At 63.3% G+C, this 14,509-nt stretch carries 10 protein-coding genes and 2 tRNA genes; 5 read left to right on the top strand and 7 right to left on the bottom strand.

What is annotated here, in order from left to right; genetic code table 11:
• Positions 1-89 precede the first annotated feature (89 nt).
• Complete coding sequence (locus ACYVHT_RS14125; protein WP_460552876.1) at positions 90-692, bottom strand: DUF4142 domain-containing protein; 603 nt, start codon at positions 690-692, stop codon at positions 90-92.
• A gap of 51 nt (positions 693-743) precedes the next feature.
• The gene (locus ACYVHT_RS14120; protein ID WP_460552873.1) at positions 744-1,343 is read right to left on the bottom strand and encodes a DUF4142 domain-containing protein; all 600 of its coding nucleotides are present in this window, start codon (positions 1,341-1,343) and stop codon (positions 744-746) included.
• 183 nt (positions 1,344-1,526) lie between these two features.
• Between ACYVHT_RS14120 and ACYVHT_RS14115 the strand changes: the two genes are divergently transcribed.
• Positions 1,527-2,363, top strand: coding sequence for a hypothetical protein (locus ACYVHT_RS14115; protein WP_460552870.1), 837 nt, complete (start codon positions 1,527-1,529; stop codon positions 2,361-2,363).
• 63 nt (positions 2,364-2,426) lie between these two features.
• Here ACYVHT_RS14115 and ACYVHT_RS14110 read toward each other — a convergent pair whose 3' ends face one another.
• Positions 2,427-3,146 (bottom strand): IspD/TarI family cytidylyltransferase, encoded by a 720-nt coding sequence (locus tag ACYVHT_RS14110; RefSeq protein WP_460552867.1) that lies wholly within the window; start codon positions 3,144-3,146, stop codon positions 2,427-2,429.
• Positions 3,147-3,248: 102 nt separating this feature from the next.
• Positions 3,249-4,298, bottom strand: a complete 1,050-nt coding sequence (gene queA, locus ACYVHT_RS14105) for an S-adenosylmethionine:tRNA ribosyltransferase-isomerase (RefSeq protein ID WP_460553129.1) — start codon at positions 4,296-4,298, stop codon at positions 3,249-3,251.
• 302 nt (positions 4,299-4,600) lie between these two features.
• Between queA and ACYVHT_RS14100 the strand changes: the two genes are divergently transcribed.
• Both ACYVHT_RS14100 and ACYVHT_RS14095 read left to right on the top strand, forming a co-directional pair.
• Positions 4,601-5,863 carry an ABC transporter permease gene (locus ACYVHT_RS14100; RefSeq protein WP_460552864.1) on the top strand — a complete coding sequence of 421 codons (1,263 nt, stop codon included), beginning with the start codon at positions 4,601-4,603 and terminating at the stop codon, positions 5,861-5,863.
• An 89-nt stretch (positions 5,864-5,952) separates the two neighbouring features.
• Positions 5,953-7,068: a mechanosensitive ion channel family protein gene (locus tag ACYVHT_RS14095; protein ID WP_460552861.1), complete on the top strand. Its 1,116-nt coding sequence runs from the start codon at positions 5,953-5,955 to the stop codon at positions 7,066-7,068.
• A 96-nt stretch (positions 7,069-7,164) separates the two neighbouring features.
• Here the strand turns inward: ACYVHT_RS14095 and ACYVHT_RS14090 are convergent, their stop codons facing one another.
• Entirely contained in the window at positions 7,165-8,064 is a 900-nt protein-coding gene (locus ACYVHT_RS14090) for a tellurite resistance TerB family protein (protein WP_460552857.1), read from the bottom strand.
• Positions 8,065-8,322: 258 nt separating this feature from the next.
• Between ACYVHT_RS14090 and ACYVHT_RS14085 the strand changes: the two genes are divergently transcribed.
• Positions 8,323-8,397: transfer RNA gene (locus ACYVHT_RS14085), tRNA-Val, on the top strand.
• 90 nt (positions 8,398-8,487) lie between these two features.
• A tRNA-Val gene (locus ACYVHT_RS14080) sits at positions 8,488-8,562 on the top strand.
• Between the two features lie 226 nt (positions 8,563-8,788).
• Here ACYVHT_RS14080 and ACYVHT_RS14075 read toward each other — a convergent pair.
• Both ACYVHT_RS14075 and ACYVHT_RS14070 read right to left on the bottom strand, forming a co-directional pair.
• The gene (locus ACYVHT_RS14075; RefSeq protein WP_460552854.1) at positions 8,789-10,885 is read right to left on the bottom strand and encodes a hypothetical protein; all 2,097 of its coding nucleotides are present in this window, start codon (positions 10,883-10,885) and stop codon (positions 8,789-8,791) included.
• A gap of 158 nt (positions 10,886-11,043) precedes the next feature.
• Complete coding sequence (locus tag ACYVHT_RS14070; protein WP_460552851.1) at positions 11,044-14,415, bottom strand: DUF4450 domain-containing protein; 3,372 nt, start codon at positions 14,413-14,415, stop codon at positions 11,044-11,046.
• Between the last annotated feature and the right edge of the window lie 94 nt (positions 14,416-14,509).

Below are 14,509 nucleotides of genomic sequence, written 5' to 3'. Positions count from 1 at the left end.
CCTGTAGCGCATGCTTCAGCCTGCGCCCCTAAACGCAAAAGCCGGTTACGTTGCGAGACGTAACCGGCTTTTTCAAAATCTATAATCCACTACTTGGCCGCATCCACGGCCACTTTCATCTTCGTCACCATGTCGAGGTGCATTTTCAGCACGGGCACATTCTTGGTGGCGAAGGCTTTGATATCCGGGTCGGACGCTTTAACGGAGGCATCGGTGAATTCCTTCACGTCTTCCTCGTGGTCCTTAAGCATCTCCTTCATGTATTCCTGGTCCATTTTCACGCCTTTTTCCTCGGTCACGTCTTTCAGCACATCCTCGTGCTTGTCGCCGAGGGTGGTAGGCAGAGTGATATTCTTCTTGGCGGCCAGGGCCATCAGCTCGGCGTTGGACTTGGTGTGGTCGTCCACCATTTTCTGGGCAAATTCCTTGGCCTGGGGCGTCACGGCGCGGGCAGCCACCTGCTTGCCCATCTCCACTTCCAGCATGCCGCCGCTGGCCGCTTTGGTCAGGAATTCGGAGTCGTAATCCATGCCTTTTTCTTCGATTTTGCCCATGTCGGTGTTGGTCGTGGCGCTATCGGCTTTCACTTCGTTGGCTTCCTGGGCCTGCTTCACCGAATCGTTGGAGTTGCAGCCGGCTGCGGCAATCAATAGCGCCGCAGCGCTAAGCAGGGTGATGATGGGGCGTTTCATTGGGAAAAGGAAAGAGGGTTGGTTAAGTAAGAAAATAGGGCAAACACAGGGTTAGGGCAGCTTGTCGGCTGCCTCTTTCGCCGCATCCAGCTGCGCTTCTACCGGCTCGTGGTACTTGGCCGCAAAGCCGCGAATGTCGCCGTCGAGCGCATCGTCGCTCATGTCGTCGAAAGCATCTTCGTCCTGTTTCTGAGTCTTCACCAGCAAAGCCAGCAGGTGCTTATCGAGCTCCGGACCTTGCCGGGTGCTGGTTTCGTGGTAGGCGGCCTGTTCGTCCTCGCCCAGGGCCGAGGGGAGGGCCAGCTTTTTGGTTTCGGCCAGGGTGCGCAGGGCCGTCAGCAGCTCCAGGCGGTTTTGCACCAGCCGGGTGCCGTAGTCGCGCAGGACCGGATTGCCGGCACGGGCCTGGGCCAGCTTGCCCAGCTCTATTTCCAGCAGGGCGTTGCTGGTGGCGCGGACCAGGAAGGTCGCATCGGCGATTTGCTTTTTGGTGATGTCGGCCGCGTCAATCTGCTGCTCGTTCTGCGCCAGGGCTTTGTCCACGGCATCGTTGCCGTGGCCATCGCCCGAAGAGCAGGCGGCGGCTACCAGCAGGGTGCAAGTGCCAGCCACGGTGCGAAAAGACCAGCTGGAGCGCGAAAAAACAGACATATGGTTGGGGTTGAAAAAAGCAGGGCTGCTTTAGTATCAGCGCTATACGCTGGCCCCGCCCCGGGGTTTTTAAGCGGCGGCTCAAGTTTTTTGCCCACCGGCTTAAACCTGCCCGGCACATCGGCTTCCAACCGCCACAAACGCAGTTCAACCACTTCATTCATATACTTTTTTATTGTCGCCATGTTCACGCTTTCCCTTCGTTCCCTGACTTTTGCCTGCCTCGCCAGCGGCCTGCTGCTCACCACCGGCTGCAACCGCAAAGATGACGCGACCCCCACCGACGACATCACCACGGCCGAGGACCGCAGCGAGGACAACATCGAAACGGCCATCAGCTCCGAAGCCATGCAGGCCGGCCCCACCGACCCCACGGTGGCCAACTCGCCCAACCTCACCACCGAAGCCGAATTTCATGCCCGCTTCGGGGCCTGCGCTACCCGCACCTACAACGCCACCACCAAAACCCTGACCATCGACTTCGGGCCCACCAACTGCCTGTGCCCCGATGGCCGCTACCGCCGGGGCCAAATCGTCGTGGTGTTCACCACCGATGTGCTCAACCGCCGTGCCGGGGCAGTGGTCACCCGCCAGAACTACTTCGTGAACGACAACCAGCACACCGCCACCCGCACTTTCACCGACACCGGGGCCGGGTCCTTCACGGTTGACGTTACCAACGCCAGCATCATCCGGGCCAACAACGGCGGCACCCACTCCTGGACCGCCAACTGGACCTTCACCCGCACCGCCGGCTACAACACTCCCGCCGTATCCGATGACGTGTACAGCGTAACCGGCTCGGCAAGCGGCACCAACCGCCGGAACGTGAGCTACACCACCACCGTGCAAACTCCTCTGGTGAAGCGCGGCGACTGCTTCAAATACTACGTGTCGGGCGTGATTAGCATCACCAACTCCAACAACAAAACGATGACGCTGGACTACGGCAATGGCGCCTGCGACAACACCGCCACCGTATCGGTGAACGGCCGCACCCGCACCATCACCCTGCGCTAAAAAGCGGCAGCTCCGCAAGCCAATAAAAAAAGCCGCCCCCTGACCGGGGCGGCTTTTTGGTTTTTATAAGCCGGCCGCCATCAGCGCTTCGGCAATCACCAGGTCTTCGGGCGTGGTGATTTTCAGGTTGCGGTAGTCGCCATCCGTCAGCTGCACGCGGCACAGGTCGTCCACCACCGTCGCGTCGTCGGTGAAAGTGGCCAGCTCCGGCATGGCGTAGGCACGGCGCAGCAGGTCAAGCTCGAAGGTCTGGGGCGTTTGCATCAGGCGCAGGCGGCTGCGGTTCTGGGCCGCCGAGCCGTGCTGCGACACCAGCCGCACCGAGTCTTTGGGCATCACGGCGGCGGCGGCGGCGGCGTGGGTGGCGGCGGCGGCGTAGGTGCGCTCCACCACTAGGCGCGGCACCAGCGGGCGCACCCCGTCGTGCACGGCCACCAAGCCCTCGGTGTGGGCCGACAAGGCCGCCAGCCCGGCTTTCACCGAAGCCCAGCGCGTGGCCCCGCCCGTTACCAGCCGGTGCGGAATCGTGACGTTGAACTGCGCGCACAGCGCGCGCCAGGTGTCGAGCTGGTCGGCGGGCAGCACCACCACAATTTCGTGCACGCCCAAGGCCGGCTCGGCAAAGCGCCGCAGCGTGTGCAGCAGCACCGGCTCGCCGTGCAGCAGCAGAAACTGCTTGGGCCGGTCGGCCCCCATGCGGGTGCCGCTGCCGCCCGCCACCAGAATGGCAAAGCGCGCCGGGGCGACGCTTGAGTGGGAAAAAGGGGAGGAGGGGGGAGCCATGTGCAGCGGGGGATATGCTGAGAAAATTTAGACAAAGCAAAAGGCCCGGCTGCAAATACAGCCGGGCCTTCACTCAAAACAGTCAAAAATTCACTCGCCGGACTACAGAATCAGCATCGCGTCGCCGTAGCTGAAGAACTTATATTTCTCCTTGATGGCCTCCTTGTAGGCTTCCATCAGCAGCGGGTAGCCGGTGAAGGCCGCCGCCAGCATGATGAGCGTGCTCTCCGGCATGTGGAAGTTGGTGAGCATGCAGTTGGCAATTTTGAAGTCGTGGGGCGGGAAGATGAACCGGTCAATCCAGCCCTGCGTGGGCTTCATGCGGGCATTGGCCGACACCGACGCCTCCATGGCGCGAATGGTGGTGGTGCCCACGGCGCATACTTTCTTCTTGGCATCGAGGGCTTTGTTTACCACTTCGCAGGCCGGGGCCGTCACGATGAAGTTCTCCGAGTCCATCTTGTGCTTGGTCAGGTCTTCCACATCCACCGTGCGGAAGGTGCCCAGGCCCACGTGCAGCGTCACAAACGCTGGCTCCACGCCCTTGATTTCCATGCGCTTCATCACCTCGCGGGTGAAGTGCAGGCCGGCCGAGGGGGCCGCCACCGCGCCAATGTGCTCGGCGTAGATGGTCTGGTACCGCTCCTTGTCGGCGGGCTCGGTTTCGCGGTTGATAACTTCTTTCGGAATCGGGGTTTCGCCCAGCTCGTACAGGGCCTTGCGGAACTCCTCGTCGGTGCCATCGAACAGGAATTTGATGGTGCGGCCGCGCGAAGTCGTGTTGTCAATCACCTCGGCCACCATGTCCGACTCGCCGAAATAGAGCTTGTTGCCGACGCGGATTTTGCGGGCGGGGTCCACCAGCACGTCCCACAGGCGCAGCTCCTTGTTCAGCTCGCGCAGCAGGAAAACTTCAATCTTCGCGCCAGTTTTTTCTTTGTTGCCGTAGAGGCGGGCCGGGAATACTTTGGTGTCGTTGAACACCAACACGTCGCCCTCATCAAAATAATCGAGAATATCCTTAAAGTTGCGGTGCTCAATCTGGCCGGTAGCGCGGTGTACCACCATCAAACGGCTCTCGTCACGGTTGCGGGCGGGGTGCATGGCCACCAGCTCCTCAGGGAGTTCAAATTTGAACTCGTGCAATTTCATCGCCATAGGGCAGTATTTGGGGGAATATACGGAATTTTGGGGAGGCAAAAGTACGGCTTTTTCCCGAAACTTTAATTTTTCCGGAAAATACCGGCCGTACTTAACTCTTTGTCATCCTGAGCACAGCGAAACGTCTTCACGCGCTTGGATGACTTGTCGTAATTCAACTAGCGCGGGCGCGATATGTTCTTTTGCCGGCCACGGGGGCGCGGGCCGCTTCGCCCGGGCGCCGATGCCGCAACTTCCCCGCCGGTTTCCGTCCTTTAGGCGCTGAAGCCGGCTTATCCGAGCATCTTCCTTCTATGCTGACCCTGCGCCTCACCCTCGAAAGCTTCCGTTTTGCCTGGGATGCCCTCAAATCCAATCTGCTGCGCACCATCCTGTCGCTGCTGGGCGTCACGGTGGGCATTTTTGCCATCATCGCCGTTTTCACCATCGTCGATTCGCTCGAAGCCAACATTCGCAGCAGCCTCGACTTTGTGGGCGACAAAATCATCTACGTCTCGAAGTGGCCCTTTGCCTTCGAGTCGGACTTTCCGTGGTGGAAGTATTTCAAGCGGCCCGTGCCCACCCCGCGCGAGTACCAGCAGCTCCGCAAGCAGCTCGGCCCCAACAACAAAGGCATTGCCATCTTCGCCGCCAACAACGGCAACACCTTCAAAGCCGGCTCCAACTCGGTGGCCGACTGCGTGCTGCAGGGCGTGAGCTACGATTTCCGCGTGGTGAGCAACGTCCCCATTAAGGAGGGCCGCTATTTCACGGTGCAGGAGATGGATGCGGCCCGCCCCGTGGCCATCATTGGGGCCACCATTGCCGAAAACCTGTTTCCGAACGGCAACGCGCTGGGCAGTCAGTTCAAGGCCCGGGGCCAGACCCTGACCGTGATTGGCGTGATGCAGAAGGAAGGCAAAAAGCTCATCACCATTTCCAGCAACGACGCCAACTGCATCATCCCGTTCAATATGTTCACCAAGATGTTTGCGCTGAGCACCAGTGGTTTCGGGGGCGGGCCCAGTGCTACCATTGCCGTGAAGGGCCGCGACGAAGACCCTGGCCTGCTCGATTTGGAATACGAGATGCGGGGCGTGATGCGCAACATTCGCGGCCTCAAGCCCCGCGAGGAAGACAACTTCGCCCTGAACCGCCCCGAGATGATTGCCTCGGCCGTGGGCAAGCTGTTTGGCGTGATTGGCCTGGTGGGCGGCATCATCGGCTCGTTTGCCATTCTGGTGGGCGGCTTCGGCATTGCCAACATCATGTTTGTGTCGGTGCGCGAGCGCACCAACATCATCGGCATTCAGAAGTCGCTGGGTGCCAAGAATTTCTTTATCCTGTTTCAGTTCCTGTTCGAAGCCATTTTCCTGTGCCTGATTGGCGGCGGGGCGGGCATTGCGCTGGTCTGGCTTCTGACACTTATTCCGCAGGATGCCCTGCCGCTTACCATGACGGCCGCCCGCGTCACGCTGGGCCTGCTCATTTCGGTGGGCATTGGCATCATTGCCGGCATTGTGCCCGCCGTGCTGGCCTCCAACCTGGACCCGGTGATTGCCATCCGGTCGAAGTAGCGGTGCAGCGCGAACTTTGCAGCTCGCGCCCTTGCGCCTTTCAAACCGTTCCGGGACGCGAACTGCACCGTTCGCGCTACAACTTCTGCATGACGCTACCTCCTTTTTTCAACTACGAGCTGCTGGGCAACACGGTGGGCCAATACGCGCTGGCCGTGCTGATTTTGCTGGTGGGCGCGGCCCTGCGCCAGCTGCTGTCGCGGCTGCTGAGCAAGGTGCTGTTTCGCCTCACCAAGCGCTACACGGCCGGCGTGAGCGAGCCCGAGCTGCACGATTTGCTGATTCAGCCGCTGTCGGTGCTGCTGTTTCTGGTCACCATCTACCTGGCGTTTGGGGTGTTGCGCTACCCCATGCCGCCCAATGTCGTGCCTGGTATAGAGCCCTGGCCCAAAGTGGCGCTGCTGCGGGTGTTTCTGCTGGGCTTCATCGGCACCGTGACGTGGGTGGTGCTGCGCCTGGTCGATTTTGCGCTGCTGGTGGTGCGCCGCCGCAACGAGCTGCGTGTGACGCCCGGCGGCAACCGGCTCGATAGTCAGTTCCTGCCCTTCGCCAAGGATTTGCTTAAGGTGCTGGTCATCATTATCGGCTTCATGGTGATACTGGGCGAAGTGTTTGGCGTGAACGTGACGGCCCTGATTGGCGGCCTGGGCATCGGCGGCCTGGCCGTGGCTTTTGCCGCCAAGGAGAGCCTCGAAAACCTCATCGCCTCGTTCACCATCTTCCTCGACCAGCCCTTCGGCGTGGGCGACCTCGTGACGGCCGGCGACGTGAGCGGCACCGTCGAAAAAATCGGCTTCCGCAGCACCCGCCTTCGCACCGCCGAGAAAAGCTACGTCACCGTGCCCAACAAAAGCATGATTGATAAGCCCCTCGACAACCTCTCGCTGCGCACCTCGCGCCGGGTGGGCTTCACCCTCACCTTCGACCAGAAAACCACCAGCGCCCAGCTCCACGCCATCATTGCCGATGCCATCGCGGCCATGCAGCAGCATCAGCTGGTGACCCAGGATGTGCAGATGAAATTCAACGCCCTCACGCCGGCCGGCAAGGAAGTCAGCGTGCAGTACTTCGTCGAAACCACCAGCTACGATGAATACCTCGACGTGAAGGAAGACCTCAACTACCGCATCGTGGAAGTGGTGGAGCAGCACGGCGGGCTGTTTGCCGGCGCGCCCGCGCAAGTAGTTGCCGCCCCCAAGGCATAGCTTTTCAAGCCTGAATTCCTGCCCAGCAAAAGCAGAAAGGCCCGCTCCTGGACAGGAGCGGGCCTTTCTGCTGCAGTGCTTAAGTATGCCCACCGGCTAGCGCCCGCCCAGCAGCCCGCCCAGCATGCCACCGAGGCCGCCATTGAGCAGGCCGCCCAGGCCACCGCCCCCGGCGCTGCGCGGCTGCGAGTTGGGCTGGCCACCCAGGCCGCCCAGAATCGACATCATCGAGCCCAGGCCGCCGCTGCCGATGGCTGAGCCCTGCTGCGGCAGGTTGGCCGTGGCATCAGAATTGCCGCCGAGCAGGCCGCCCAGCATGCCACCGCCCAGCAAGCCGCCCAACAGGCCACCCATGCCGCTTTGGGCCGCGCCGCCCAGCAGGCCACCCAGGCCACCGCCCAGCAGGCCGCCGCCGCTGCTCTGGCCGCCGTAGCCGCTGGAGCTTTGGCCGCTGCTCATCACTTTGGAGATAACCACCGGGGCCAGCACGCCCAGCAGGCCCGTCATCAGGGCGCTTTTGGGAATGCCCACGCTGGAAAGCTTGTCGCCCATGCGACTGAAAAATCCTTCCTTGGCCGGGTCCTGCGGGTCGTGGGGCACAGTAGCTGCCTGGTCCACCACCGTTTCCAGGGTTTGTTTTTGCTCGGGGTTGATGCCCAGGTATTGCGACATCTTGCCAATCATGGCTTCTTCGTCGTTGGCGTACGCCCCGTCGGCCCGCGCAAAGCTGATGAGGTCGGTGATGAGCGAAAAGCGCAGGTCGCTGCCTTTCAGCGCGTCCAGGTTCTGCTGAATGCTTTCGTTGGTGGCATCCTGCGCGGCAGCCAGCACCTGCTGCGTGGCTCCGCCCGATAGGCCCGCCTGCTGGGCCAGGGCCTGCAAAAACTGCGTTTCGGCCCCCGAGGCCTGCCGGTCGGCAGTGGCCAGGCTGGCAATGGCGCTCAGATAGGCCGTTTTTTCCGGCTCGGAATAGTTCTGAAGGAGTTGCGTGTCCATGGGGTGGGGTATTTAAGGTGTTTAAAGTAACAGGTCGGACTCCTTAACGGGCCGGCCCCGAATACGTTGCTTGGCCCGGCGAGAAAGAAATTTCAGCTTTTTTTGAGTCTGCAGGAAAATTTTCTTGCCCTGAAAATGAATTTGTTGGTGCCAAAAACAGCTTCTCGGAGGAAAAAAACCGTGTTTTAAAGCAGGGGAGTGTTTGGCATTTTCGAAAACTCCTCCCATCTTTGCAATCCCAAACGGGAACAACCCCACGGGGGATTAGCTCAGCTGGTTCAGAGCATCTGCCTTACAAGCAGAGGGTCGTAGGTTCGAACCCTACATCCCCCACATTGAGAAACAGCCACTTAGGCCCAAAGCTGAGTGGCTGTTTTCTTTTTGATTCGGGCATTATTGCCACAGGCCACGCCTGTGTTTTTTGGGAGGTTAGCTCAGTTGGTTTAGAGCGCTTGCTTCACACGCAAGAGGTCGAAGGTTCGAATCCTTTACTTCCCACACAAAAACAGCCACCCGGTTTTGATACCGGGTGGCTGTTTTTTTTGCGGCGGTCTGGTGGGAAAGGGCACCCTGGCCAAGAAGCGGTGCCTGGGGCTTGCCGGGAAGCTTGCAGCACCAGGGCTGGCCCTGGAAAACGGGCAAGTGCCGGGGCGTGCACAAAGCACTCGCCCCGGCCCATGGCGAAGTTGTACGGGCGCTGTATGACGGACCTGCAAGAGGCGCGCTATGGCATCTTCTGCAGCCCTTCCCACTTCACTTTCCAGTTTTTGGGAATGCCGGGGTTGGCTTCCGGGCAGCCGTCGTAGCCGGCGCACATGAGGGCCACGGCGGCCAGCAGGCCACCGTTGCCGGGCAGGTAGAGGGGCAGGCGGCCTTCCTGGTAGTTGTGGCCGTTGGGGAGGTAGGTGTTTTTCTGCACCTTCATGAGCAGGGCATCCACGGCTTTTTCGGGCAGGCCGAGGCGGGTGGCCGTCATGGAAGTCATGGGGAAGTCCCAGCCCCAGGTGTCGTTCCAGCTCCAGTCGCGCCAGATGAGGTCGAAGGTGCGGCGCATGGTGGCGGCGTCCTGCTGGCCGGTGGCGGGCATCACGCCCAGCGCCGCCAGCACGGAGGGGTGGTCGGTCTTGTATTCGGGGTTGGTGTAGGAATCGGGGGCGCTTTCGGCGGCCAGGTACACGCCGTTGGCCTCGGGTAATTTCGACAGTTTGGCCAGCACGTCGTCCCACTGCGGGTTGCGCGGCTGGCCCTGGCGCTCGCGCCATTTCTGGGCAATGTCGAGCGCCCAGTGCCAGTACACCAACTCGAACGTCGGGTTGAAGGTGTCTTCGGCCTTGAACCGCTCCTGGGCCGGAATCACGCCTTTGCCGAGGATGTAGCGGCCTTTGTCTTTCTCAAAAAACGGATAAGAGGCAATGAATTCGGCCGTTTGCTGCACCCGTTCGCCATACAGCTTCAGCGTGGCGGCATTGGGGTGGGCGCGGTAGGCTTCTTCGGCAAAATAGATGGTGTGGGGCTGCTGCCAGAGCAGAAACGCGCCGACGGACGACGGGCCTTCCTCGCCCCAGGGGTCGGTCATTTTCTGCCAGCGCCAGCCGGCGTAGCCCTGGCGCTGGGCAATGCCCCGGGCCACGGCCTGCACGTCGGGCCGGGCATACCACGTCAGGCTTTTTTCCAGGATTTCGGGCCGGCCCCAGAGGGCGAAGTGGGCCGCGTGCCACCAGTGCATTTCGAGGTGCGGCCGGCCGTACCAGCTGTTGAGCAGCAGGCCGGTTTCCTGGGGCGGCTGCGAGCCGGCGTTGTGCAGGCGCGTGAGGTATTGCGAGAGCACCACGCAGCGCTCCAACTCCTGGGCGCGCGGGTCGGCGGTGCCGCCGAAATCGACGGCCCCGCCGCTGCGCCAGAAGGCCTGCCACTGCTGGCGGCTGTTGGCTGATGTGGCGGCAAAGCCGGGCGCCGCGACGATTTTACGCGGCGAAAACTGGCAGCTCAGGTCCAGAACGGCACTTTTGCGGTCGGGAGCGAGAATGAATTCGTGGGGCCGGCCGACGGCCAGCGTGCCGGCGCCGGTCCAGCCGAGGGCCACAAAATACTTCGTGGTATCGAGCTGGTGGGTGAGCAGGGCGCGGCCGGGGGCGTGCTCCACAATGGCCGACTTGTGGCCGGCCTCGTGGGTGTAGTCCACGGCCATGTCGGCCCAGCCGGCGGTGGGGAACGGGAAGCGCAGGGCCACTTTCAGCCGGCCGGCTTTCAGCAACTCCGACGTGACTTTGGCCGCCACGGCGTCCTGCATCTGGTGGCCAACGGTGACCACGTCCACCGCCGTGCCTTCCACCGTGAAATGGCTCTGGATTTCGCCGGTCCACGGGTTCAGCTCCTGGCGGATGTTTTTGAGGTCCCGAATGCCGGCCGGCTGACCGTCTTTTTTCAGAATGAGGAATCCCAGATTACCCAGCTGCAGGCGGTGCGGGTTGGCTCGCAGGTAGTCCACCGCTTCTTTGTTGCCGGGCGTTTTCACCTGCACCGCGTAGCTCACCGGGCGTCCGTTGAAGGTGTAGGTGCGCAGGCTTTGGTCGAATTTGTAGCCCTCCTTATTGGGAAAGCGGTGCCAGCCCCATTCCGATTCGGTGCCCAGCGGCAGGCCCTTTTCGTAGTGCAGCGGGAACGTCTGCAGGCCGGTCACATCGACGGTGAAGGCGAAGCGGCCGTTGCCCACAGAGAGCGAATTGAGCGAGTCGGTGTTGCTGACGTGGACCTTGTGGCGCTCCACCACGGCCTGGCGGTTGATGGGCTGGGCGTGGGATAGCAGCGGGAGTAGGAGCAACGTTGCCAGGCGGGTTACCTCACCCCCGGCCCCTCTCCCGCGGAGAGGGGAGCCTAACGAATTTTGGTGGTTTGTTCTTTTCATTGGAAGGGAATTCTGCTGTTTTAAATCGTCTGGCTCCCCTCTCCACCGGAGAGGGGTCGGGGGTGAGGTGCCGGTCAACGCACCAGCGTCACGCCCATCAGCCCAATCACTACATCATTGGCCAGGGCTTTCACGGTGAGGCTTTTGAGGGTTTTCTGCGGGTCGAGCGGCAGCTCCAGCACGGTAGCGGCCCCGCCGTCAATGGCGCGGGTGCTGAAGCCCTTGATGCTGGTGAACTGGCTGAAATCGTGAAGCATAAGGCCGGTTTTGAGGTGGATGCGCAGGGGCGGGGGCGCCCCGGTCCGGAAGGCGAAGCCGTCGTCCAGCAGGTCCTGCTCGATGGGCCACCAGTTGTCGGGGTTGCGCAGGGGCAGGGTGGCGGTGGTGTTGTCGGCGTAGGTGATGGTGACTTCGCCGTTGGTCAGCTGGCTTTGCATGGGGTTGGTGCTGCCGGCCAGCAGCAGCGTGGCGCGGGCGGCGCGGCCCCGAAGCGGCACGGTGGCCTGGTCAGGATAGTTGTCCCACTGCGACACAAACAGGATGTTTTTCGCGCCGGCCGCGCTAGGCGTGCGCAGCGGCACGCCGCTGGGCAGCCGCACTTCGCCTTTTTCCCCCGCCAGCCGGCGCAGGCCGCTGTCGTCGATTGTGGCCTGCGTGAGCGGGTAGCACCAGTTGCCGATGCCCTGCGTGGGCAGCGCCAGCGTGGCCGTGGCGGCGCGGGGCGTGAGGTATTTATTTTGGAAAATCTGCGTCACCCGGTCGTTGAAGTGGGGGCTGAGGTCCACGGTTTGCCAGTGGGTGGGGGCGCTGGCCGCCGCCGGTGGGGCTGCCGGCCGGGCCGTGGCAAGCCGCAGCGGCTCCCACCAGTCCAGGTCGCCCTGGCGCAGCCGGACGAAGGCCGTGCGCGCGCCCGGCTGGCCGCTTACCTGCGCCGTGAGCTTCGAGCCGCTGACCTGGGGCTTCAGAAGCACTTGTTGCGGGTCGGCATTTTCTGCGATTGCAGCGTGGGGGAAGGCAACGGCGAAGATTTCGCCCGCTGGCGCAGATGCCTGTGGCGCGGCGGTATCCGGGGCCTCGCCCTGCCACTCGATTGCCACCGCGTAGCGGGCGGCGGGCGGGCAGCTGATTTCGATGGCGGGCCGGCCCACGGCGGCGGCCACATTGCGCCAGGCCGCCGGCCGGCCGTTCACTTTCACCGAGGCAATATGGTCGGCCAGGGCGGGCACCTGCAGCTTCAGCGCCAGCTGTTTCGGTAGCTGCTGGGCAATGGTGTAGGTTTCGCGCCGGCCCTGGCGCCGGAAGCGGAACGCCACGTCGGGCACCGTGAGGCTGGCCGAATCCCAGGCGGCGGGCAGGCCGGGGCGCACCAGCAGCGTGTCGTGCAGGGCATCGGGCCGGATGCCGAACAGGCCCTCCACCAGCGAGCGGGACGCCATGCCGATGGGGTCGGCAAAGTCGCGGTAGAGCTCGCCCCGGTAGTTGTCGTAGAAGCTGATTTGCTGAAAGTTGCCGGGGCTGCTGCCCAGGTACATGCTTTCGAGCAGGGCGCTTTTCCAGAGCAGGAAGGCGTCGTCGCGGCGGCCGGCCTGCCAGTAGGCGAGGCTGGCGTGCAGGTTTTCGGCCAGCACCACGTTGTTCAAGGACCAGTCGTAGGGCTGCCAGCTGGTGGTGGAGAGCAGGTAGTAGCCGGCATCGGGCAGGCCGGCGGCGCGCACCGGAATGTGCGGCAGCTCGGCATCGACGTAGCGCGTGGCCTGGTAGGCTTCGAGGAAGGTGGGCACCTCCGAATCGAGGGCGTGGTAGATGGTCCAGAGCCCGGCGGCCGGGTGCAGGCTTTTGAGCCCCAGCGCATCCTGATACTCCGCGTACCAGCCCTGCGCGCTCAGCCACAGCCGGCTTTGCATGGCCTGGCGAATGCGGGCGGCTTCTTCGCGGTAAGGCGTCGGGTTCTGGCCCAGCAGCCGGGCCAGCTCGGCGGCTTTCTGGTGGGCGAAGTAGTTGTAGGCCGAACTGTGGGCGACGCCGCCGCCACTGTACTGCAGGGCATCGGAGGCCCAGATGGCAGCGTAGGCATCGTACAGGCCATCGTTGTCGGGGTCGAAGTTGCGCTTCTCCCAGGCCAGGTGGCGCTGGAGCACGGGCCACATCTCACGCGCCAGCGCCAGGTCGCCGGTCCAGTTGAAATGGCGCAGCAGCTCGTCGATGAACACGAGGTTCATGTCGTAGTGGTGCGGCCGGAAATCGCCGCCGGGGTTGCGGCTGATGTAGCCCTCGCTAAACACCGTGGTGCCCAGCTTTTCGAGCTGCCGGGCCAGGTGCAGGGCCGTATCGGGCACCACCGGGCCGCTGGGCGGACTGAGCAGCTGCGACTTGGCGTAGGCGCGGAAGTGGGTGGCGGCGCGGTCGTGCCAGCCCAGCGGGTCGGCGGCGTAGGGGCCGCGCCAGCCGTTGAGGCGCATGCGCCAGGCCACGGCCCCGTGCATGTAGGAGGGCGCTTCCCAGATGGCATCGGCGGCCACGGCCAGCGCCCCGCCCAGCGTGTTGATGTAGGAGTCGGGCGTGCTGACGCTGACGCGGCCGGCCAGCGCGGCCCGGGCGGCTTCGGCCCGTTCGAAAGCGGCCGGCAGGCCGGCGTAGCTCAGCGGTACCGCCGTTTCGGCTTTCTGCACCGCGAAGTACAGGTCCTGGCCCGCCCCGGTGCCGACCTGGCCCGCCACCACCGGCGCAGCCGTGGCCGACGAGGCCAAAAGCTGCTGCGGCGACTGCTGCTGCGCGGCATCGGCAAGGCGTGTTGCGGACGTGGGCGGGGCCAGGCCCAGCAGCATGCGGGGCGGCTCCGGGGCCGCCCCGGCCTTGGCCGCCACGCGGTAGCTGAGCGCGAAGCCGTTCTTTTTCAGCTCAAACGTATTGCCCTGGCAGTATTCCGGCTTCAGGTAAAAGCTGGATTCCGGGTCGGCCCCGATGTCGCCGTCGCGGCTGAACTTCCGGCCCGTGGCTCCGCCGAACGCCCACAGCAGCTGCACCTTTCCGGCGGGCACGTTCTCGAAACGGGCCTTCACCAGCAGGCCTTCGGCATCGGCCATGGCCAGCACTTCGAGGTGTAGCCGGCCGGGGCCCAGCAGCGGGTCGGTGATGTCGTAGCGCATCATGCCCGGCCGGTAGCGGGCCACGATGTTGTCGGCCTTAATCAGCCACTTGCTCTGGCCGTTGGCCAGCAGGCCGAATTTCAGGTTGCCGCCCATGCCGGGCAGGTAGAGGGCAAACTCGGGCAGGTCGCCGGCTTCCACGCGGAAGGCGGTGTTGGTGCCGTACAGGGCGCGGGTGAAGCGGTGCGTACCGTTGGCGATGACGAAATCCTGGCCCTCGGGGCGGTAGCGGAGCGTGCGCGGCTGGTTGTGCCAGAGCGGCGTTTGGGCGTAGGTGGGGAGGGTGAGGAGGAATAGCAATGTCGCTAACGTCAACCTCACCCCCTGACCCCCTCTCCCAAAAAGAGGGGGCACCGGCTTTGCGCGGTAGGTGCTTGTAGCACACGCTTTAGCT

The sequence above is a fragment of the Hymenobacter daeguensis genome, assembly GCF_054780555.1.
Note: the sequence above shows the minus strand (reverse complement) of the source record. Positions and strands in the feature narration are given on the sequence as shown.